The organism is Enterobacter cloacae complex sp. HYC003_NIDB, from assembly GCF_056673375.1.
In genome coordinates this window covers 563,142-585,368 of the sequence record NZ_CP114220.1, presented here as the reverse complement: position 1 = coordinate 585,368, position 22,227 = coordinate 563,142, and the positions used below count along the sequence as shown (strand labels likewise).

The following is a 22,227-nucleotide window of genomic DNA, read 5'->3' as shown; positions in this document are numbered from 1 at the left end:
TGAGGGGTTCAGACCGCACGTTTTACTGATATACCGGCAACAGATTAAAACTCGACAGCACGTGCACCACCGCATTGCCGATACCAAATACCAGAATCAGCGCAATCATCGGTTTTCCGCCCCAGACGCGGAATTTCGGGCTGCCGAAGCGCTTACGTGATTTGCGCGCCAGCAGCGCCGGTACAATCGCCGCCCAGATGGTGGCCGCCAGTCCCGCATAGCCGATGGCGTACAGGAAACCGTTCGGCCACAGCAGGCCGCCCACAATCGGCGGCAGGAAGGTCAACAGCGCGGTTTTGAAGCGCCCCATAGCAGAGTCATCAAAACCAAACAGATCCGCCAGGTAGTCAAACAGGCCCAGCGTCACGCCGAGGAATGAGCTCGCCACCGCAAAGTTCGAGAAGACCACCAGAAGCAGATCCAGACTGCGGCTGTTCAGCACGCCGCTCAGCGCCTGTACCAGCACATCAATGTTACCGCCCTTCTGCGCAATGCCGATAAATTCCGGACGCGGGATGTTACCCATCGTCCCCAGCAGCCAGATCACATACAGCCCCAGCGCCAGCAACGTGCCGTAAACCAGGCATTTCACGATGGTGCGCGGATCCTTGCCGTAGTATTTCATCAGGCTCGGTACGTTGCCGTGGTAGCCGAACGACGCCAGACAGAATGGCAGCGTCATCAGCAGGTACGGCGTGTAGGAGGTGTTCACTTCCGCAACGTTAAACAGCGTGGCCGGCGTGACGTGCCCCAGCAGGCTGCCGAAGGTCAGAAAGAAGGTGATGACCTTTGCGCCCAGCACGATCGCCGTCATGCGGCTGACCGCTTTGGTGCTCATCCAGACGATAAACGCCACGCCCAGCGCGAAGCAGAGACCCGCCAGACGCGCCGGAACGTTCAGCGACATCTCTGAGAAGGTGTGATGCAGAATCGACCCGCTCGCTGAAATGTACGCGTAGGTCAGGATATAGAGTACAAACGCGATGGACAGCCCGTTCACCAGGTTCCAGCCTTTGCCCAACAGATCCCGGGTGATGGTGTCGAAGCTGGAGCCAATGCGGTAGTTCAGGTTTGCTTCAAGGATCATCAGCCCGGAATGGAGCATGCAGAACCAGGTGAAAACCAGCGCCGCCAGCGACCAGAAGAACCACGCACCGGACATGACCACAGGCAGGGAAAACATCCCGGCACCAATGATGGTTCCGCCGATGATCACCACGCCGCCAAGCAGCGAAGGTGACGTTTGGGTGGTGGTTAGTGTTGCCATGCGGCCTTATCTCCAGTGAAAAATGTGGTTCTGCATTTTAGTGTGTTGCACTGTACCAGTACAAGAGTACAAAAGGAATAAAAAAAGCCCCGATAGCAACTATCGGGGCTGTATATTTTACTTTACGTTAGAAGCGAAAGGCTTACGCGTCACCGAAACGACGACGGCTGGCGCCTTCTTCACGGCGTGGACCACGGTTTTCGCGGCGCTCACCGGAGAAACGACGGCCTTCACCACCGCGTCCTTCGCTGCGACCGCCTTCACGACGCTCGCCACCGAAACCGCGACCACCGCCACGACGTTCGCCGCCACGGTCAGGACGTGGCTGTGCATCGCCCAGCAGCTGCATGTTCATCGGCTTGTTCAGGATACGGGTGCGAGTAAAGTGTTGCAGTACTTCGCCCGGCATGCCTTTTGGCAGCTCGATGGTGGAGTGGGAACCGAACAGCTTGATGTTACCGATGTAACGGCTGCTGATATCGCCTTCGTTAGCGATCGCGCCAACGATGTGACGAACTTCAACACCATCATCACGGCCCACTTCAATGCGATACAGTTCCATTTCGCCAGCGTCACGACGCTCGCGACGTGGACGGTCTTCACCACCACGCTCTGGACGGTCACCGCGTGGACCACGGTCGTTACGGTCGCCACGACGTTCGAAACGATCGTCACGGTCACGGAACTCACGCTTAGGACGCATCGGCGCATCAGGTGGCACGATCAGGCTACGTTCGCCCTGCGCCATTTTCAGCAGTGCTGCGGCCAGGGTTTCCATGTCCAGCTCTTCGCCTTCAGCGACAGGCTGGATCTGGGACAGCAGCGCACGGTACTGATCCAGATCGCTGCTTTCCAGCTGCTGCTGTACTTTCGCGGCGAATTTTTCCAGACGGCGTTTGCCCAGCAGTTCTGCGTTTGGCAGCTCGGCTTCTGGAATGGTCAGCTTCATGGTGCGTTCAATGTTACGCAGCAGACGACGCTCGCGGTTCTCAACGAACAGCAGCGCACGGCCTGCACGACCCGCACGACCGGTACGGCCGATACGGTGAACGTAAGACTCGGAGTCCATTGGGATATCGTAGTTTACAACCAGGCTGATACGCTCAACGTCCAGGCCACGTGCTGCCACGTCGGTTGCAATCAGGATATCCAGACGACCGTCTTTCAGACGCTCCAGAGTCTGCTCACGCAGGGCCTGGTTCATGTCGCCGTTCAGCGCTGCGCTGTTGTAGCCGCTACGCTCCAGGGCTTCAGCCACTTCCAGGGTCGCGTTTTTGGTACGAACGAAAATAATCGCCGCATCAAAATCTTCCGCTTCCAGGAAACGCACCAGCGCTTCGTTTTTGCGCATGCCGTATACAGACCAGTAGCTCTGGCTGATGTCCGGGCGAGTGGTCACGCTGGACTGAATACGCACTTCCTGCGGCTCTTTCATGAAGCGGCGGGTAATGCGACGGATCGCTTCTGGCATGGTTGCAGAGAACAGAGCGGTCTGATGACCTTCCGGGATCTGCGCCATGATGGTTTCTACGTCTTCGATGAAGCCCATACGCAGCATTTCATCGGCTTCGTCCAGTACCAGGCCGCTCAGTTTAGAGAGGTCCAGGGTACCGCGCTTCAGGTGATCCAGCAGACGGCCCGGCGTACCGACAACAATCTGTGGACCCTGGCGCAGGGCGCGTAACTGCACGTCATAACGCTGGCCGCCGTACAGGGCTACCACGTTTACGCCGCGCATATGTTTAGAGAATTCCGTCATGGCTTCAGCAACCTGAACAGCCAGTTCACGGGTTGGAGCCAGGACGAGGATCTGCGGCGCGCGCAGGTCCGGATCAATGTTGTTCAGCAGCGGCAGCGAGAATGCTGCGGTTTTACCGCTACCAGTCTGGGCCATGCCCAGCACGTCACGACCAGAAAGCAGGTGTGGGATACACTCAGCCTGGATCGGAGATGGTTTTTCGTAACCCAGATCGTTAAGGGCTTCAAGGATAGGAGCCTTCAGGCCCAGATCTGCAAAAGTGGTTTCGAATTCAGCCATGTAGTACAAGTGCCTCGATATTAATGGCGGCCAGTCTACTTAGCTCATCGTGAAAATGATTAGCAATTTTCATTGAAAAGTGTGAACCGGCTCAAATTAGGTGTATTGACGAACAACAACGCCCTCACCAGTGAAGGTGATGGCAATCAAAAGATTACGGGCTGATGTTTATGTCGTCAGCTATTGCTGGTCCGATTCTGCCAGGTCGTCTTGCTCCTGGCCCAAGAGCGATAATTCCAACAATGCATAACGGTGCTCAACGAAGTTATGTACGTTGTTAGCAACCGCTAATTTGAACAGTGCCGTAGCGCTGTCCATATCCCCCAGACTTAGGTAGTACTTACCTAAATAGAAGTTGGTTTCACTGAGATGCTCAGCGAGCGAGGTGTTATCCGTTGCGTCCGCCTTGAGGCGTTCCATCAGCGTTGCTTCGCTAATGTTGCCCAGGTAGAACTCGACAATGTTCCATCCCCACTGTTCCTTGTCCGATTTATCGAAGCGCTGTTTCAGTGCTTCTTTGGCCTGCTTCTCATCGAGCTTCTGCTCAACGATGTAAAGCCACAGGCTGCGGAAAGGATCATTAGGATCGTCTTGATAAAACGCCAGCAGATCATCTTGCGCTAACTTATCACGACCGCCGTAATACAATGCGATACCGCGATTCAAGTGCGCGTAGTTGTAAGTTGGATCAAGCTCAAGTACAGAATCAAACGCTTCATAGGCAGCATCAAAATTGCCTGCCTGCGTTAAATAAATGCCTAAGTAATTGAATACTTCAGGCATATCAGGTCGAATCGCCAGCGCTTGTGAAAAATCATTTCGCGCCAGTGCCCTCAGACCGAGACTATCATACAACACTCCGCGCTCATATAAAAGCTGTGCGCGTTCGTCATCGGTTAAAGCCCGACTGGCAAGTATTTGTTCCATGCGTGCCAGAATGACTTCCTGCTGCAAAGTCGGTTGCAATGGCACTGCGAGGACTTCGCTCTTACGCCAGGCAGAGTTGCTGCATCCTGCCAGCGTTAAAGCTGTCGCAACGAAACACCAGCGCAAAAAAGGCTTCATTTCCCACTCCCGAAGACAACTATTGATGAACGTCCTGTCCCCCGGCGGCTTAACAAGGCGTCCTGCCTGATAATAAGCCCTCCGCCTGCGCGGAGGGCAAATGGCAACCTTACTCGCCTTGCTGTTCAGCAGCCGGGGCTTCCGGTGCCGCAGCAGGCTGAGACTGCTCGGTTGCTTCTTTAATGCTCAGACGGATACGGCCCTGGCGGTCAACTTCCAGAACTTTCACCGGTACTTCCTGACCCATTTGCAGGTAATCGGTCACTTTCTCAACGCGCTTGTCAGCGATCTGAGAGATGTGTACCAGACCTTCTTTACCGCCACCGATGGCAACGAATGCGCCAAAGTCAACGATACGGGTCACTTTACCATTGTAGATACGGCCCACTTCGATTTCTGCCGTGATCTCTTCGATACGACGGATAGCGTATTTCGCTTTCTCGCCGTCGGTTGCTGCGATTTTCACAGTACCGTCATCTTCGATTTCGATGGTGGTGCCCGTTTCTTCGGTCAGTGCACGGATAACAGAACCGCCCTTACCGATAACATCTTTGATCTTGTCTGGATTGATCTTGATGGTGTGGATACGTGGAGCGAACTGAGAAATGTCGCCACGCGGCGCATTAATCGCCTGTTCCATCACGCCCAGGATGTGCAGACGCGCACCTTTAGCCTGGTTCAGAGCAACCTGCATGATCTCTTTGGTGATACCTTCAATTTTGATATCCATCTGCAAGGCAGAGATACCGTCACGGGAACCCGCTACTTTGAAGTCCATATCGCCCAGGTGGTCTTCGTCGCCCAGAATGTCAGACAGAACAACGTAGTTGTCGCCCTCTTTCACCAGACCCATTGCGATACCCGCAACGGCGGCTTTAATTGGCACGCCTGCATCCATCAGCGCCAGAGAGGCACCACACACGGAAGCCATAGAAGAGGAACCGTTGGATTCGGTGATTTCAGACACCACACGTACGGTGTACGGGAATTTGTCTGCTTCTGGCATCACTGCCAGCACGCCGCGCTTCGCCAGACGACCGTGACCAATTTCACGACGCTTCGGTGAGCCAACCATACCGGTTTCGCCCACAGAGTACGGAGGGAAGTTGTAGTGGAACAGGAAGCTGTCAGTACGCTCGCCCATCAGTTCGTCGATGATCTGTGCGTCACGTGCGGTACCCAGGGTCGCGGTTACCAGCGCCTGCGTTTCACCACGGGTGAACAGCGCAGAACCGTGAGTACGTGGCAGTACGCCAGTACGCACGTCCAGACCACGGATCATGTCTTTTTCACGACCATCGATACGCGGCTCGCCTGCCAGGACGCGGCTACGAACAACGTTTTTCTCGATGGCGTGCAGGATTTCGCCAATCTCGTTAGCGTCCAGCGTTTCGTCTTCGGCAACCAGGGTCGCGGTCACTTCAGATTTGATCACATCAACCTGAGCATAGCGCTCCTGTTTGTCGGTGATGCGGTATGCGTCGCTCAGACGAGATTCTGCCAGTGCAGCAACGCGTGCGTTCAGCGCGTCGTTCACCGCTTCTGGCTGCCAGTCCCAACGTGGTTTACCGGCTTCTTTCACCAGGTCGTTGATGTTCTGGATAACGATCTGCTGCTGCTCGTGGCCAAATACCACAGCGCCCAGCATCTGATCTTCGCTCAGCAGTTCAGCTTCGGATTCAACCATCAGAACCGCTGCTTCAGTACCGGCAACAACCAGGTCCAGCTTACTCTCTTTCAGCTCTTCCTGAGTTGGGTTCAGTACGTACTGGTCGTTGATGTAGCCAACGCGCGCGGAACCGATTGGGCCATTGAATGGAATACCAGACAGTGACAGGGCCGCAGATGCGCCGATCATAGCAACGATGTCCGGGTTAACCTGTGGGTTAACGGAAACAACGGTCGCAATAACCTGAACTTCGTTTACGAAGCCTTCCGGGAACAGCGGACGAACCGGGCGGTCAATCAGACGCGCGATCAGGGTTTCGCCTTCGCTTGGACGGCCTTCACGACGGAAGAAGCCACCCGGGATTTTACCGGCAGCGTAGGTACGCTCCTGGTAGTTAACGGTCAGAGGGAAGAAGTCCTGACCTGGTTTAGCTTTTTTCTGGCCAACTACGGTAACGAATACAGCGGTGTCATCCATGCTTACCATAACGGCAGCAGTAGCCTGACGCGCCATCATGCCGGTTTCCAGCGTGACGGTATGCTGACCATACTGGAATTTACGAACGATCGGATTCAGCAAAATTCTGTCCTTTCTTAAATGTTTGAAAGCACACCTCAGGTGTGCTGACGATTTAACCCGACCTTCTTCGCATCCTCGCGACTAATGACAACCGACACCCCCATGGGTGAAGCCTCTCATTAGCCGCGCGAACCTCTGCAATGAAGATCATTTATAGCAACAATACAATAGTTTCCATTGAATTGCTGCCGTCTGGTTGAAAAAAGGGGCCATCAGGCCCCCTTTTCTGAAACTCGCAAGAATTAGCGACGCAGGCCCAGACGCTCGATCAGCGCGGTGTAGCGTGCAACATCTTTACGCTTCAGGTAGTCGAGCAGTTTACGACGCTGAGAAACCATACGCAGCAGACCACGACGGCTGTGGTGATCTTTTTTGTGCTCTGCAAAGTGACCTTGCAGGTGGTTAATCTGTGCAGTCAGCAGTGCAACCTGAACTTCGGTAGAACCGCTGTCGTTAGTACCACGACCAAACTCAGAAACGATTTTAGCTTTAGCTTCAACGCTTAGAGACATTTTCAAACTCCAAAGTATAAAGAATGTAAGGATGCCGATCTCTAATTCAGCTATCCCATGTACGCCCCGCAGATTGTTAAACAATTTACCAGGCGTTAAGCGGCGATATTCTACTCGTCTCCCCTGCTTATCGCAAGGTGAGGCGTTATCACCGTCACGCTTCGACCGGATATTCGACGACCAGACGACGCGGCGCCACACGCCCTTCGCCGTCCATTTCGCCCATACCGATGAATTTCCCTTCGTCACCTTCCGTCACGCGTACCAGGCCCTCAAGCGGCGCCCCCGATGTGCGAACCGGGTTTCCGTTCTTAAAGTAAACGGACGATGTTAAAGGAAGATTAACAACCGGGAAGTCCACTGCCGGACTGTCCATTGGCATCAGCAGCGGGTCCAGCAGATCGGCAGGCGCAACGCCCTGCGCTTGCGCCTGCTCAACCAGGGCGTGCAGATGCTCAAGCGTCACCATGCGTTCGACCGGATATTTGCTGACCGCCAGACGACGCAGATAAATCACATGCGCGCCGCAGCCCAGCTTTTCACCGAGGTCATCAATGATGGTGCGGATATAGGTCCCTTTCGAACAGTGTACTTCCAGCTCGAGTTCATCACCTTCGTGGCGAATGAACAGCAACTCATACACGGTAATCGGACGAGCTTCACGCGGAACCTCAATGCCCTGACGCGCATATTCGTAGAGCTTTTTGCCCTGATATTTCAGCGCCGAATACATCGACGGCACCTGTAGCGTATCACCACGGAAGCTGTCCAGCGCCGCATCAAGTTGCTCCGCGCTGAAGGTCACCGGGCGCTCTTCCACCACCAGGCCATCTGCATCGGAGGTATCCGTGCGCTGGCCCAGTTTGGCAATCACGCGGTAGCGCTTATCCGAATCCAGCAGGTACTGGGAAAACTTTGTCGCTTCCCCCAGGCAGATCGGCAGCATGCCGGTTGCCAGCGGATCCAGCGCGCCAGTGTGCCCTGCACGGTTGGCGTTATAAATACGCTTCACTTTTTGCAGCACGTCGTTGCTGGATGCGCCCTGTGGTTTATCCAGCAACAGCACGCCATGCACGTCACGACCGCGACGACGAGGACGACTCATCAGTCCTCCTTGCTGTCGTCCGCCGGGTTAACACGACGCTCATCGTCATGTTTCACCACGCTGGTCACCAGGTTGGACATACGCATACCTTCAACCAGCGAGTTGTCGTAGAAGAAGGTCAGCTCTGGCACGATACGCAGGCGCATTGCTTTGCCAAGCAGAGAGCGGATGAAACCAGAGGCTTCCTGCAACGCTTTAATGCCGTTCTTCACGGCGTCTTCATCCTGGTCATTCAGGAAAGTAACAAACACTTTGGCGTACGCCAGGTCGCGGGACATTTCCACGCCAGACACGGTGGTCATCATACCCACGCGTGGATCTTTGATTTCACGTTGCAGAATGAGAGCGATCTCTTTCTGCATCTCCTGCGCGACGCGCTGTGGGCGACCAAATTCTTTCGCCATAATAAATTCTCCAGACAAAAAAGGGGCTTAAGCCCCTTTTTAAAATTACTGCCGGGTGGCGCTTCGCTTACCCGGCCTACGCTAATTACTCTTCAGTTGACGAAGATTACGCGATGGTACGCTGAATTTCGATGATCTCGAACACTTCGATCATATCGCCAACGCGAACGTCGTTGTAGTTCTTCACGCCGATACCACATTCCATGCCGTTACGGACTTCGTTAACGTCATCTTTGAAGCGGCGCAGGGATTCCAGCTCACCTTCGTAGATAACCACGTTGTCACGCAGTACGCGGATTGGGTTGTGACGCTTGATGGTCCCTTCGGTAACCATACAGCCCGCGATCGCACCGAATTTCGGTGATTTGAACACGTCACGTACTTCAGCCAGACCGATGATCTGCTGTTTCAGCTCAGGAGACAGCATGCCGCTCATCGCTGCTTTCACTTCGTCAATCAGGTTATAGATGACGGAGTAGTAACGCAGATCCAGGCTTTCAGCATCAATCACTTTACGCGCAGATGCGTCAGCACGAACGTTGAAGCCAACCAGGATCGCGTTAGACGCTGCTGCCAGGGTTGCGTCGGTTTCGGTGATACCACCTACGCCAGAACCGATGATCTTCACTTTCACTTCGTCGGTAGACAGTTTCAGCAAGGAGTCGGAGATCGCTTCCACAGAACCCTGAACGTCCGCTTTCAGAACGATGTTCACTTCGTGAACTTCGCCTTCGGTCATGTTGGCGAACATGTTCTCGAGTTTAGATTTCTGCTGACGAGCCAGCTTCACTTCACGGAATTTACCCTGACGATACAGAGCGACTTCACGCGCTTTCTTCTCGTCACGTACCACGGTGACTTCGTCACCGGCAGCCGGAACACCGGACAGGCCGAGAATTTCCACTGGAATGGACGGACCCGCTTCCAGCACTTCCTGACCCAGTTCGTTACGCATCGCACGAACGCGACCGTATTCGAAACCACACAGAACGATGTCGCCCTTGTGCAGAGTACCTTCGCGAACCAGAACGGTTGCAACCGGACCACGACCTTTATCCAGGAAGGATTCGATTACCGCGCCGCTCGCCATACCTTTACGAACCGCTTTCAGCTCCAGAACTTCAGCCTGAAGCAGGATAGCGTTCAGCAGGTCGTCGATACCGGTACCTGCTTTTGCAGATACAGGGATGAACTGCGCTTCACCGCCCCACTCTTCCGGCATAACGCCGTACTGGGACAGTTCGTTCTTCACGCGATCCATATCGGCTTCTGGCTTATCGATTTTGTTAACTGCGACAACCAGAGGCACCTGCGCCGCTTTCGCGTGCTGGATAGCTTCAATGGTCTGTGGCATCACGCCATCGTCGGCAGCAACAACCAGAACAACGATATCCGTTGCCTGAGCACCACGAGCACGCATTGAGGTAAACGCTGCGTGGCCTGGGGTATCCAGGAAGGTGATCATGCCGTTTTCGGTTTCTACGTGGTAAGCACCGATGTGCTGGGTAATACCACCCGCTTCGCCGGAGGCAACCTTAGTAGAACGAATGTAGTCAAGCAGAGAGGTTTTACCGTGGTCAACGTGACCCATGATGGTCACAACCGGTGCGCGCGGTTCAGCCGCTGCGCCCGTATCACGGTCGCTCATGACTGCTTCTTCCAGCTCGTTTTCACGACGCAGGATAACTTTGTGGCCCATCTCTTCGGCAACCAGCTGTGCGGTTTCCTGGTCGATGACCTGGTTGATGGTGGCCATTGCGCCCAGTTTCATCATCGCTTTGATGACCTGAGAGCCTTTCACCGCCATCTTGTTAGCCAGTTCGCCAACGGTGATGGTTTCGCCGATCACAACGTCACGGTTAACGGCCTGAGCAGGCTTCTGGAAGCCCTGCTGGAGAGCGGAACCTTTACGCTTGCCGCCTTTACCGCCGCGAACCGCTGCACGCGCTTCTTCACGGTCAGCTTTTGATTCGGCGTGTTTGTTACCTTTTTTCGCAGGACGCGCAGCTTTTGCACTGCGAGTACGTCCACGACCACCTTCAACTTCGCGGTCGTTGTCGTCTTCTGCCTGACGCGCATGCTGAGACGTGGTGACGTGATAATCGCTGGTATCTTCAGTTGGTTCAGCGGTATTCACACCGTTCTTCTCGTTTTCTTCTGCCATGCGACGCGCTTCTTCGGCGACGCGGCGAGCTTCTTCTTCAAGCTTGCGGCGGGCTTCTTCTTCCGCTTTACGCTTCAGCTCGGCAGCTTCATTTTCACGGCGGGCTTTTTCAGCCTGGGCAGTTTTGGTCATTTCGTCGGTCTGTTGATTGCTCACTTTGTCTTTTTCCGCAGCGTCACGCTTCGCTTTTTCACCGGCGTCGCGTTTCGCTTTTTCTGCGGCCTCACGTTCAGCTTTTAATTCTGCTTCACGTTTGGCAGTGGCTTCTGCCTCACGCTGAGCTTGTTCTTCCGCTTCACGCTGTGCCTGCTCTTCCGCGGCAAGGCGTTCTGCCTCTTGCGAATCACGTTTTACAAAGGTGCGCGTCTTGCGGACTTCAATTTGTACCGACTTGCTTTTGCCACCGGTACCAGGGATGTTCAACGTGCTACGCGTTTTACGCTGTAGCGTTAACTTGTCAGGCGTAGAGCCGTGTTCACGGTTCAGGTGCGCTAACAAGGTTTGTTTTTCTTGCGCGGTCACCGAGTCATCAGCGGACTTCGGGATCCCTGCATCAGCAAATTGCTGTACCAGGCGGTCCACGGAGGTCTGAATCTCAGCAGCCAGCGATTTTACAGTTACATCAGTCATGCTGTTCCTTCCTGCTACAGTTTATTACGCTTCGTCGCCGAACCAGCAAATATTACGTGCGGCCATGATGAGTTCGCCGGCTTTCTCGTCGGTTAAACCTTCGATATCGGCCAGGTCATCAACGCCTTGCTCAGCGAGATCTTCCAGCGTACAAACACCACGGGCAGCCAGCTTGAACGCAATCGCACGATCAAGACCTTCCAGATTCAGCAGGTCATCAGCCGGCTTCTTATCGCCAAGGCTTTCTTCCTGAGCCAGCGCCAGGGTGGTCAGTGCGTTTTTAGCGCGTTCACGCAGGGCTTCAACGGTTGGTTCATCCAGACCGTCAATTTCCAGCAGCTCTTTCATTGGCACGTAGGCCAGTTCTTCCAGCGTAGAGAAACCTTCTTCAACCAGCACAGTGGCGAAGTCTTCGTCAATGTCCAGGTATTTGGTGAAGGTATCGATCGCCGCGTGGGCTTCAGCCTGATGCTTGGCCTGAAGGTCATCAACGGTCATCACGTTGAGTTCCCAGCCGCTCAGCTGTGACGCCAGACGTACGTTCTGACCGTTACGGCCAATCGCCTGCGCCAGGTTGCCCGCTTCTACAGCGATATCCATGGTGTGTTTGTCTTCGTCAACAACGATAGACGCCACATCAGCCGGTGCCATTGCGTTGATCACGAACTGCGCCGGGTTATCGTCCCACAGAACGATATCAATGCGCTCGCCGCCCAGTTCGGTAGAAACCGCCTGAACACGTGCGCCACGCATACCGACGCAAGCACCGACCGGGTCGATACGCTTGTCGTTGGTTTTCACCGCAATTTTCGCACGGGAACCCGGATCGCGGGCCGCCGCTTTGATTTCGATAACTTCTTCGCCGATTTCCGGCACTTCGATACGGAACAGTTCAACCAGCATTTCTGGTTTAGAACGCGTCACGAACAGCTGTGCACCACGCGCTTCAGGACGTACGGCATACAGCACACCACGAATACGGTCGCCTGGGCGGAAGTTTTCACGCGGCAGCATGTCTTCACGCAGGATCACGGCTTCAGCGTTACCCGGCAGCCCTTCGGATTTGATCTCCAGAGAGATGTTGTCGCGGTTCACTTTCTTCACCACACCAGTGATGATTTCGCCTTCCTGATCGCGGAACTGATCGACAACCAGCGCGCGCTCGGCTTCGCGAACTTTCTGCACGATAACCTGCTTCGCGGTCTGGGTGGTGATACGGTCGAAGGTAACAGATTCAATCTGATCTTCAACGTAGTCACCCACGTTCAGACTTTCGTCTTCAAAACGTGCCGCTTCCAGCGTGATCTCTTTGGTCGGTTGGGTCACTTCTTCTACGATTACCCAACGACGGAATGTATCGAAGTCACCGCTTTTACGATCGATTTCTACGCGAACATCGATCTCTTGTTCGTATTTTTTCTTGGTTGCTGTAGCCAGTGCACTTTCCAGCGCTTCGAAAATCTTCTCACGCGGCAGTGATTTCTCGTTGGAGACGGCTTCAACAACAGCCAAAATTTCTTTGTTCATCGCGGGCTTTTCACCTCAATCCAGACTGTTAAAAGTGGGGAACCAGGTTCGCCTTCTGGATATTACTCAGCGCGAACACTTCATCTTTGCCTTCGACTGTCACCGTGATCATTTCACCATCAACGGCTTTGATAATTCCCTGCCATTTACGGCGGTTCTGTACGGCCATACGCAGAACGAGAGCCACTTCTTCACCGGTAAAGCGCACGTAGTGCTCGGCCGTGAACATCGGACGATCGAGGCCAGGTGAGGAAACTTCCAGGTTGTACGCAACGGTAATCGGATCTTCAACATCAAGAACCGCACTCACCTGGTGGCTGACATCAGCACAATCATCAACATTGATGCCATCTTCACTATCAATATAGATGCGCAGTGTGGATGTACGGCCGCGAACGAATTCGATGCCGACCAGTTCGTAGCCCAGTGCTTCGACCGGCGCAGTAATCATCTCTGTTAATTTTTGCTCTAATGTGGACAAGCCCACCCCCAAGACATAAAAAAAGGGCGTAAAGCCCAGTTATTCTGTAGTCAGATAACAAAAAACCCCGATAAATCGGGGCTTTAGATAACTGAACCCTATAGCCACAACTGTGGCCTGGAGCACTCTCCGAAAGCATTTTTTCAAATCCAGCTACGAAGGCTCTAAGTCTTCACAGTATATTTGAAAAAGAACTTTATAGGAAAGTGGTTGCGGGGGCCGGATTTGAACCGACGACCTTCGGGTTATGAGCCCGACGAGCTACCAGGCTGCTCCACCCCGCGCCTGAAACGTGGCAAATTCTACGCGTTTTGGACAGAATTTGCAAATAATGCTGGGATTTGGTACCGAAGACGGGACGTAAAATCGGCGTTCAGTATATTGATAGTTGACCCCACCTGTCAACCCAACTTCAGCCAGGGCAATAAAAGGGAAATTTTTACAAAAAACGCACACGTCTCTTTCGGTCGTCGATAAAAGATGATTAAATGAATACTCACTTATTTTGCATAAACATGCATCGAGAGCGAAAGCGGTCTCTAATCAGTCAATCAAGCAGGGTTTTATTATATGACGACGATTCTCAAGCATCTCCCGGTAGGACAACGTATTGGCATCGCTTTTTCTGGCGGCCTGGATACCAGCGCTGCACTGCTGTGGATGCGCCAGAAGGGAGCGGTTCCTTATGCATATACTGCGAACCTGGGTCAGCCGGACGAGGAAGATTATGACGCGATCCCTCGTCGTGCCATGGAATATGGCGCAGAGAACGCACGTCTGATCGACTGCCGTAAGCAGCTGGTTGCCGAAGGGATTGCCGCAATCCAGTGCGGTGCTTTCCATAATACGACCGGCGGCCTGACCTATTTCAATACCACCCCGCTGGGTCGTGCCGTCACCGGCACTATGCTGGTCGCCGCCATGAAAGAAGATGGCGTGAACATCTGGGGGGACGGTAGCACCTATAAAGGCAACGATATTGAACGTTTCTATCGTTATGGCCTGCTGACCAACGCCGAGTTGCAGATCTACAAACCGTGGCTGGATACCGACTTCATCGACGAGCTGGGTGGCCGTCATGAAATGTCTGAGTTTATGATTGCCTGCGGCTTTGACTACAAGATGTCCGTTGAGAAAGCCTACTCCACCGACTCCAACATGCTGGGTGCGACGCACGAAGCGAAAGACCTGGAATTCCTGAACTCCAGCGTAAAAATTGTTAACCCGATCATGGGCGTGAAGTTCTGGGATGAGAACGTGAAGATCCCGGCGGAAGAAGTGACCGTGCGTTTCGAACGTGGTCATCCGGTTGCCCTGAACGGTAAAACCTTCTCCGACGATGTTGAACTGATGCTGGAAGCAAACCGCATCGGCGGTCGTCACGGTCTGGGTATGAGCGATCAGATCGAAAACCGTATCATCGAAGCGAAAAGCCGTGGCATTTACGAAGCGCCGGGGATGGCGCTGCTGCACATCGCTTACGAGCGTCTGCTGACCGGTATTCACAACGAAGACACCATCGAGCAGTATCACTCTCATGGCCGTCAGCTGGGCAAACTGCTGTATCAGGGTCGCTGGTTTGATCCACAGGCGCTGATGCTGCGTGACGCCCTGCAACGTTGGGTGGCAAGCGCAATCACCGGCGAAGTGACGCTGGAACTGCGTCGCGGCAATGATTACTCCATCCTCAATACCGTGTCTGACAACCTGACCTATAAAGCAGAGCGTCTGACCATGGAGAAAGGTGAGTCAGTGTTCTCTCCGGACGATCGTATTGGCCAGCTGACCATGCGTAACCTGGACATCACCGATACCCGTGAGAAGCTGTTCAACTATGTTGAGAATGGCCTGCTCTCCGCCAGTTCCGGTAATGGCCTCCCTCAGGTTGAGAACCTGGAACACAGCGATAAGAAATAATCGACAGCAAGTCATGCAAAAGGCGCCCATTGGGCGCCTTTTTTATGCTCTTCGTAGGCCCGGTAAGCGCAGCGCCACCGGGCAAAACGGCGGATGGCGCTGCGCTTACCCGCCCTACAAAAGATCGGATACACAGAATGTACACACGAAAAAAAAGACGTCTTGCGACGTCTTTCTTCTGGAATATTGGTACCGAGGATGGGACTCGAACCCACAAGCCCGTTAGGGCACTACCACCTCAAGGTAGCGTGTCTACCAATTCCACCACCTCGGTACGGAATACTTACTGCGGGATATCGCTGGTTGGCTTAGCCGGTGCAGCTGGCTGAGTTTGCTCAGTTTTTGCTGGCGCGCTCAGATTTTCCCACTCGCTTCCTTTACTGGTCTTGTTGCTGTTGATATTGCCCAGCACCAGACTGATGATGAAGAACAGCGTAGCCAGAATCGCCGTCGTACGGGTCATGAAGTTCGCAGAACCACTTGAACCGAACAGCGTACCGGAAGCGCCTGCTCCGAAGGAGGCTCCCATATCAGCGCCTTTACCTTGCTGTAGCATAATCAGCGCTACGAGAGCGATGGCTACAATAAGGAAAATAACTAAAAGAGCTTCGTACATAATCAACCTGTTCCTTGCGGATTTGCCGCATACCAATGCTTCGACCAATTAGCAGGATTTTGTTTCCCACTGAAGCGGGTGTGAATACTAACCAAAGCGAATCACCTTCGCAAGGGCATTTTCGAGGCATTGTATCAACTGCGGAAAAAAACAGCAAAAAGCCATTCATTGCTTAAAACAAAGGCGGCAAACGCCGCCTTTTTAAACACTTATTCTGAAAGATTATGCAGCTTTGACTGCATCCGCAATGCGGTGCGCAAATTCAGTTACCTGCGCTTCGTCTTCGCCTTCCACCATCACGCGGATCAGCGGCTCGGTACCCGACTTACGCAGCAGGACGCGCCCACGGCTGCCAAGAGTCGCTTCCACGTCTGCCATCACCGCTTTCACGTTATCATTTTCCAGCGGGTCGCCTTTACCCGCGGTGAAACGCACATTGACCAGAATCTGCGGGAACATTTTCATGCCGCTGCACAGATCGTGCAGGCTCATATGGTTACGCGCCATCGCGGCAACAACCTGAAGCGCCGCCACAATACCGTCACCGGTGGTGGTTTTATCGAGCAGGATCACGTGGCCGGAGTTTTCCGCGCCAATACGCCAGCCTTTCTCCTGGAGTTTTTCCAGCACGTAGCGGTCACCCACTTTCGCACGAACAAACGGGATGCCCAGCTGTTTCAACGCCAGTTCCAGGCCCATATTGCTCATCAGCGTGCCCACCGCGCCACCGCGCAGTTGCCCCTGACGCAGGCCTTCACGGGCAATGATGTAGAGGATCTGATCGCCATCGACCTTGTTACCTTCGTGGTCAACCATGATCACACGGTCACCATCGCCATCCAGGGCAATACCCAGATCGGCCTTTTCAGCCAGCACACGCGCCTGCAAGGCACGTACGTCTGTCGCGCCGACTTCTTCGTTGATGTTCAGACCGTCCGGCTCGCAGCCGATAGTGATCACTTTGGCACCCAGCTCGCGGAACACATTCGGCGCAATGTGGTAAGTCGCACCGTTGGCACAGTCCACCACAATTTTGAGGTGTGCCAGGCTCAGCTCATTCGGGAAAGTACCTTTGCAGAATTCAATGTAGCGGCCTGCGGCATCGACAATACGGTTTGCTTTACCCAGCTCAGCGGAGTCAACACAGGTGATCTCTTTTTCCATTTCCGCTTCAATCGCCTCTTCCACGTCATCCGGCAGTTTGGTGCCGTCGATGGAGAAGAATTTGATACCGTTGTCATAGAACGGATTATGGGAAGCTGAAATGACGATGCCCGCTTCCGCACGGAAGGTGCGGGTCAGATAGGCAACAGCAGGGGTCGGCATTGGCCCCGTAAAGGAAGCTGAAAGCCCCGCCGCCGCCAGCCCGGCTTCCAGCGCGGACTCCAGCATATAACCCGAAATACGGGTATCTTTCCCAATAATGATCTTACGGGAGCCATGACGCGCCAGCACTTTCCCCGCTGCCCAGCCCAGCTTCAGGACAAAGTCAGGGGTAATTGGCGCATCGCCTACGCGCCCACGGATGCCATCGGTACCAAAATATTTACGATTACTCATAGCGTTTGTTTTCCTTCGCTGCCAGTGTGGCTTCCACCACACGCATGGCTTCTACTGTTTCTTTTACGTCATGGACGCGAATGATGTGTGCACCTTGCATCGCGGCAATCACCGCGCAGGCCAGACTGCCGCTCAGACGTTCGCTCGGCCCGACATTCAACAACTGACCAATCATCGATTTTCTCGACATTCCCACCAGCAGTGGCAGGCCGAACTGATGAAACTCTGATAAGCGCGCAAGCAACGCGTAATTGTGTGAGAGATTTTTACCGAAACCGAAGCCCGGGTCGAGCAGCAATTTCTCTTTTGCGATACCCGCACGTTCACAGCGTTCGATATGCTCAATAAAGAAGCGGGTGACGTCGGCAAACACATCTTCATATTTTGGCGCCTCCTGCATTGTCTTAGGCTGACCCTGCATATGCATCAGACACACCGGTAGCCCGGTTTCTGCGGCGGCTTCAATCGCGCCCGGCTCGGTCAGCGAGCGGATATCATTGATAATGTGAGCGCCCACTCTCGCCACTTCACGGATCACTTCGGGTTTGGAGGTATCAACGGAGATCCACACTTCAAAGCGCCGGGCGATAGCCTCCACCACTGGCACCACGCGCGCCAGCTCTTCTTCCACCGAAACCTCCGCCGCGCCAGGCCGCGTTGACTCCCCTCCAACGTCAATGATGGTGGCACCCGCGTTAATCATTAAATTCGCGTGTTTAACCGCGTCGATAAGCGAATTATGCGTGCCGCCGTCAGAGAAGGAATCAGGCGTGACATTCAGGATCCCCATCACATGGGGATGTGAAAGGTCGAGATGCGAGTCCTGGGCGAATAGTTTCATGGTGAAGTCCCTGGGATTAATGTGGTTAAACAGATAAGAAAAACCCCGGAGCAAGCTCCAGGGTTTGAGATACAGACAAACGCTTCAACAGCAGTGACTTACTTGTCGCCCAACTGCTCTGACATGGTGTTGCCCGGGTTTGGCGTACGCGGTTCATCGACCGGACGCGGCGCACGCGGGGTGCCATTGTTGTCAGAATTGTTAGACGCGCCTGGGTCTTCCCAGCCTGCCGGCGGACGCACTTCGCGGCGCGCCATCAGGTCGTCAATCTGCGGTGCATCAATGGTCTCATATTTCATGAGCGCATCTTTCATCGAATGCAGGATGTCCATATTGTCGTTCAGGATCTGACGGGCGCGAGCGTAGTTACGTTCAATCAGCGCTTTCACTTCCTGGTCGATGATACGTGCCGTTTCATCGGACATATGTTTCGCTTTTGCCACAGAGCGGCCCAGGAATACTTCGCCCTCTTCCTCTGCATACAGCAGCGGACCGAGTTTGTCGGAGAAGCCCCACTGAGTCACCATGTTACGCGCCAGGTTTGTCGCCACTTTAATATCGTTCGACGCACCGGTGGAAACATGTTCCGCACCGTAGATAATCTCTTCAGCCAGACGACCGCCGTACAGGGTTGAAATCTGGCTTTCCAGCTTCTGACGGCTGGCGCTGATCGCGTCGCCTTCAGGCAGGAAGAAGGTCACACCCAGCGCACGACCGCGCGGAATAATCGTCACCTTGTGTACGGGATCGTGTTCCGGCACCAGACGACCGATAATCGCGTGGCCCGCTTCGTGATATGCCGTGGACTCTTTCTGCGCTTCCGTCATCACCATGGAGCGACGTTCCGCACCCATCATGATTTTGTCTTTCGCTTTCTCGAATTCCACCATGGACACCACGCGCTTGTTACCGCGAGCGGCAAACAGTGCTGCTTCGTTGACCAGGTTAGCCAGATCCGCACCGGAGAAGCCTGGAGTACCACGCGCGATGATTGCCGCGTCGATATCTGGCACCAGCGGTACGCGTCGCATATGCACTTTCAGAATCTGTTCACGACCGCGAACATCCGGCAGACCGACCACAACCTGACGGTCAAAACGGCCTGGACGCAGCAGCGCAGGGTCGAGTACGTCCGGACGGTTAGTTGCCGCGATAACGATAATACCTTCGTTACCTTCGAAGCCGTCCATCTCAACCAGCATCTGGTTCAGCGTCTGCTCACGTTCATCGTGACCACCACCCAGGCCTGCGCCACGCTGGCGGCCTACGGCGTCGATTTCATCGATGAAGATGATGCACGGTGCTGCCTTCTTAGCCTGCTCGAACATGTCACGCACACGAGATGCACCGACACCCACGAACATTTCAACGAAGTCAGAACCTGAAATAGTAAAGAACGGCACCTTCGCTTCACCCGCGATGGCTTTTGCCAGCAGGGTTTTACCGGTACCCGGAGGGCCGACCATCAGGACGCCTTTCGGGATCTTACCGCCCAGTTTCTGGAAACGGCTCGGCTCGCGCAGGTATTCAACCAGTTCACCCACCTCTTCTTTTGCTTCGTCACAACCTGCTACGTCAGCAAACGTGGTCTTGATCTGGTCTTCCGTCAGCATACGCGCCTTGCTCTTACCGAACGACATGGCACCTTTGCCACCACCGCCCTGCATCTGGCGCATAAAGAAGATCCAGACGCCGATAAGAAGCAGCATCGGGAACCAGGAAATGAAGATAGAAGCCAGCAGGCTTGGTTCTTCCGGCGGCTCGCCTACCACTTTGACGTTTTTGGTCAGAAGGTTATCAAGCAGCTTAGGATCGTTCACCGGGATGTAAGTCGTGTAACGGTTACTATCTTTCTTGGTAACGTTGATCTCACGTCCGTTGATACGCGCTTCGCGAACCTGGTCCTGATTGACCTCTTGCAGGAAGGTAGAATAATCCACCTTGCGGCCATTCGACTCGCTGGGCCCAAAGCTCTGGAATACTGACATCAGCACAACGGCAATGACCAGCCAGAGTATTAGGTTTTTCGCCATGTCACTCAAGGGATTAACCTCATATTACAACTGTGTTAAAAACAGCGTCAGGATACTCTATATCCAGTTTCATTCAAACTTTCGCCTGAAATCTACCGGTTATCATTTTCGCCCGGTCGCTACAATATACACTTCACGGGAACGGGCCCGGGAAGAGTCCGGCTTACGAACTTTGACCTTCGCAAACAGGGAGCGAATTTCCTTAAGATACTCCTCGAAACCTTCGCCCTGAAACACCTTCACAACAAAACTACCACCAGGCGCTAGTACATCACGACACATTTCTAACGCTAGTTCCACCAGATACATGGCGCGGGGGATATCCACCGCCGGTGTTCCACACATATTTGGCGCCATATCCGACATGACAACCTGGACCTTACTGTCACCTACACGATCAAGTAGTGCTTTAAGCACTAATTCATCACGAAAGTCGCCCTGAAGGAAGTCGACACCGACAATGGGATCCATTGGTAAAAGATCGCATGCGATGATTCGGCCCGTTCCGCCGATCTGCGTAACCGCATACTGGGACCATCCGCCAGGTGCCGCACCGAGGTCGACCACCGTCATTCCCGGTTTAAAAAGTTTGTCACTTTGCTGTATTTCATCAAGTTTAAACCAGGCACGGGAACGCAACCCCTTTTTCTGCGCCTGTTGAACATATTTATCGCTAAAGTGTTCCTGAAGCCAGCGGCTGGAGCTGGCAGAACGCTTTTTACCTGTCATTTAACATTTCCGTCCTGGTTCATCGTTGCTTGCCTGTGACGTAAATTTCTACGCAGCTATTTGGCGATATTAGGGAGATGGCGGTAGAATGAACCGTTTTCAATCCCAACGTAAGCAAAAATATACGATGAATCTGAGTACTAAACAAAAACAGCACCTTAAAGGTCTGGCACATCCGCTCAAGCCTGTAGTGATGCTTGGCAACAATGGTTTGACCGAAGGGGTGCTTGCCGAGATTGAACAAGCGCTGGAACACCACGAGCTGATCAAGGTGAAAATCGCCTCTGAAGACAGAGACACTAAAAACCTGATCGTGGAAGCCATCGTGCGCGAAACCGGCGCCTGTAATGTACAGGTCATCGGTAAAACGCTGGTGCTCTATCGCCCATCAAAAGAGCGCAAAATCTCGCTGCCACGTTAAGGATATCCTGAATCGAACACATTTTGTGTGTGAAACGAGGGATTTCTTTCAGCAGGCGAGCAAAATGCCATGCTCCTTGAGTTGATAAAAGGCCGCTATGCGGCCTTTTTCTTTTCTTTACAATGTATCAACATCTTAGTAGAGAAGCGAATTACAGGTATTCAACCTTAATAATTTCGTATTCCACTTCACCACCAGGGGTGCGGATGGTGACCACATCGTCCTGCTCTTTGCCAATCAGGCCACGAGCAATCGGCGAGTTCACCGAAATCAGGTTCTGTTTGAAGTCCGCTTCATCATCACCCACGATGCGATAGGTCTGCTCTTCGTCGTTGTCCAGATTCAGGACGCTGACGGTAGAGCCGAAGATCACACGGCCATTATTTGGCATTTTGGTGATATCGATAACCTGCGCGTTAGACAGTTTCGCCTCGATATCTTTAATGCGCCCCTCACAGAAACCCTGCTGCTCACGCGCCGCGTGGTATTCAGCATTCTCTTTCAGGTCGCCATGCTCACGCGCTTCCGCGATAGCGGCGATGATTTCAGGGCGACGCACGGATTTGAGAAAATCCAGCTCTTCGCGCAGTTTTTCGGCACCACGTAAGGTCATCGGAATAGCTTGCATTTGTTATACCTCTTAAACATTCCTGTTGGGAGCAGTGTTCC

Annotated in this window: 19 protein-coding genes and 2 tRNA genes; 2 read left to right on the top strand and 19 right to left on the bottom strand. The window is 53.7% G+C overall.

Annotated elements, in window-relative coordinates; translation table 11 throughout:
- Positions 1–22 precede the first annotated feature (22 nt).
- From mtr to O1722_RS02730, 12 genes are all read right to left on the bottom strand, one after another.
- Complete coding sequence (gene mtr, locus O1722_RS02785) at positions 23–1,267, bottom strand: tryptophan permease (protein WP_006812114.1); 1,245 nt, start codon at positions 1,265–1,267, stop codon at positions 23–25.
- Positions 1,268–1,409: 142 nt separating this feature from the next.
- The gene (locus O1722_RS02780) at positions 1,410–3,305 is read right to left on the bottom strand and encodes a DEAD/DEAH family ATP-dependent RNA helicase (RefSeq protein WP_003861780.1); all 1,896 of its coding nucleotides are present in this window, start codon (positions 3,303–3,305) and stop codon (positions 1,410–1,412) included.
- Positions 3,298–3,378, bottom strand: coding sequence for a protein YrbN (gene yrbN, locus O1722_RS02775; protein WP_097397692.1), 81 nt, complete (start codon positions 3,376–3,378; stop codon positions 3,298–3,300). The genes O1722_RS02780 and yrbN overlap by 8 nt, the downstream gene beginning before the upstream one ends.
- A 107-nt stretch (positions 3,379–3,485) precedes the next feature.
- On the bottom strand, positions 3,486–4,370 hold the full coding sequence (nlpI, locus tag O1722_RS02770; RefSeq protein ID WP_017693920.1) for a lipoprotein NlpI: 885 nt from the start codon (positions 4,368–4,370) through the stop codon (positions 3,486–3,488).
- Positions 4,371–4,479: 109 nt separating this feature from the next.
- Positions 4,480–6,618 carry a polyribonucleotide nucleotidyltransferase gene (pnp, locus tag O1722_RS02765; RefSeq protein WP_033487755.1) on the bottom strand — a complete coding sequence of 713 codons (2,139 nt, stop codon included), beginning with the start codon at positions 6,616–6,618 and terminating at the stop codon, positions 4,480–4,482.
- A 242-nt stretch (positions 6,619–6,860) separates the two neighbouring features.
- On the bottom strand, positions 6,861–7,130 hold the full coding sequence (gene rpsO / locus O1722_RS02760) for a 30S ribosomal protein S15 (RefSeq protein WP_003861789.1): 270 nt from the start codon (positions 7,128–7,130) through the stop codon (positions 6,861–6,863).
- A 154-nt stretch (positions 7,131–7,284) separates the two neighbouring features.
- Positions 7,285–8,235, bottom strand: a complete 951-nt coding sequence (truB, locus tag O1722_RS02755; RefSeq protein WP_017693918.1) for a tRNA pseudouridine(55) synthase TruB — start codon at positions 8,233–8,235, stop codon at positions 7,285–7,287.
- Positions 8,235–8,639, bottom strand: coding sequence for a 30S ribosome-binding factor RbfA (rbfA, locus tag O1722_RS02750; RefSeq protein ID WP_003861793.1), 405 nt, complete (start codon positions 8,637–8,639; stop codon positions 8,235–8,237). The genes truB and rbfA overlap by 1 nt, the downstream gene beginning before the upstream one ends.
- Positions 8,640–8,745: 106 nt before the next feature.
- Entirely contained in the window at positions 8,746–11,433 is a 2,688-nt protein-coding gene (gene infB, locus O1722_RS02745) for a translation initiation factor IF-2 (RefSeq protein WP_033487756.1), read from the bottom strand.
- A gap of 24 nt (positions 11,434–11,457) precedes the next feature.
- Positions 11,458–12,960 (bottom strand): transcription termination factor NusA, encoded by a 1,503-nt coding sequence (gene nusA / locus O1722_RS02740; RefSeq protein ID WP_003861798.1) that lies wholly within the window; start codon positions 12,958–12,960, stop codon positions 11,458–11,460.
- 28 nt (positions 12,961–12,988) lie between these two features.
- Complete coding sequence (gene rimP / locus O1722_RS02735; protein WP_014833432.1) at positions 12,989–13,441, bottom strand: ribosome maturation factor RimP; 453 nt, start codon at positions 13,439–13,441, stop codon at positions 12,989–12,991.
- Positions 13,442–13,648: 207 nt separating this feature from the next.
- A tRNA-Met gene (locus O1722_RS02730) sits at positions 13,649–13,725 on the bottom strand.
- Between the two features lie 286 nt (positions 13,726–14,011).
- Here O1722_RS02730 and argG point away from each other — a divergent pair.
- The gene (gene argG / locus O1722_RS02725) at positions 14,012–15,358 is read left to right on the top strand and encodes an argininosuccinate synthase (RefSeq protein WP_015571974.1); all 1,347 of its coding nucleotides are present in this window, start codon (positions 14,012–14,014) and stop codon (positions 15,356–15,358) included.
- 187 nt (positions 15,359–15,545) lie between these two features.
- Here the strand turns inward: argG and O1722_RS02720 are convergent.
- The 6 genes from O1722_RS02720 to rlmE form a co-directional block, all read right to left on the bottom strand.
- Positions 15,546–15,632, bottom strand: a tRNA-Leu gene (locus O1722_RS02720).
- Positions 15,633–15,641: 9 nt separating this feature from the next.
- Positions 15,642–15,974: a preprotein translocase subunit SecG gene (gene secG, locus O1722_RS02715; protein ID WP_003861803.1), complete on the bottom strand. Its 333-nt coding sequence runs from the start codon at positions 15,972–15,974 to the stop codon at positions 15,642–15,644.
- Positions 15,975–16,196: 222 nt separating this feature from the next.
- Positions 16,197–17,534 (bottom strand): phosphoglucosamine mutase, encoded by a 1,338-nt coding sequence (glmM, locus tag O1722_RS02710; RefSeq protein ID WP_017693917.1) that lies wholly within the window; start codon positions 17,532–17,534, stop codon positions 16,197–16,199.
- On the bottom strand, positions 17,527–18,375 hold the full coding sequence (folP, locus tag O1722_RS02705) for a dihydropteroate synthase (RefSeq protein ID WP_003861807.1): 849 nt from the start codon (positions 18,373–18,375) through the stop codon (positions 17,527–17,529). The genes glmM and folP overlap by 8 nt, the downstream gene beginning before the upstream one ends.
- Positions 18,376–18,473: 98 nt before the next feature.
- The gene (gene ftsH / locus O1722_RS02700) at positions 18,474–20,408 is read right to left on the bottom strand and encodes an ATP-dependent zinc metalloprotease FtsH (protein WP_479954426.1); all 1,935 of its coding nucleotides are present in this window, start codon (positions 20,406–20,408) and stop codon (positions 18,474–18,476) included.
- Positions 20,409–20,510: 102 nt separating this feature from the next.
- Entirely contained in the window at positions 20,511–21,137 is a 627-nt protein-coding gene (rlmE, locus tag O1722_RS02695; protein ID WP_003861812.1) for a 23S rRNA (uridine(2552)-2'-O)-methyltransferase RlmE, read from the bottom strand.
- Between the two features lie 127 nt (positions 21,138–21,264).
- Between rlmE and yhbY the strand changes: the two genes are divergently transcribed.
- The gene (yhbY, locus tag O1722_RS02690; RefSeq protein ID WP_003861814.1) at positions 21,265–21,558 is read left to right on the top strand and encodes a ribosome assembly RNA-binding protein YhbY; all 294 of its coding nucleotides are present in this window, start codon (positions 21,265–21,267) and stop codon (positions 21,556–21,558) included.
- Positions 21,559–21,709: 151 nt separating this feature from the next.
- On the opposite strand, the gene greA is transcribed toward yhbY, so the two are convergent.
- Complete coding sequence (gene greA, locus O1722_RS02685) at positions 21,710–22,186, bottom strand: transcription elongation factor GreA (RefSeq protein ID WP_006812122.1); 477 nt, start codon at positions 22,184–22,186, stop codon at positions 21,710–21,712.
- Positions 22,187–22,227: the final 41 nt, after the last annotated feature.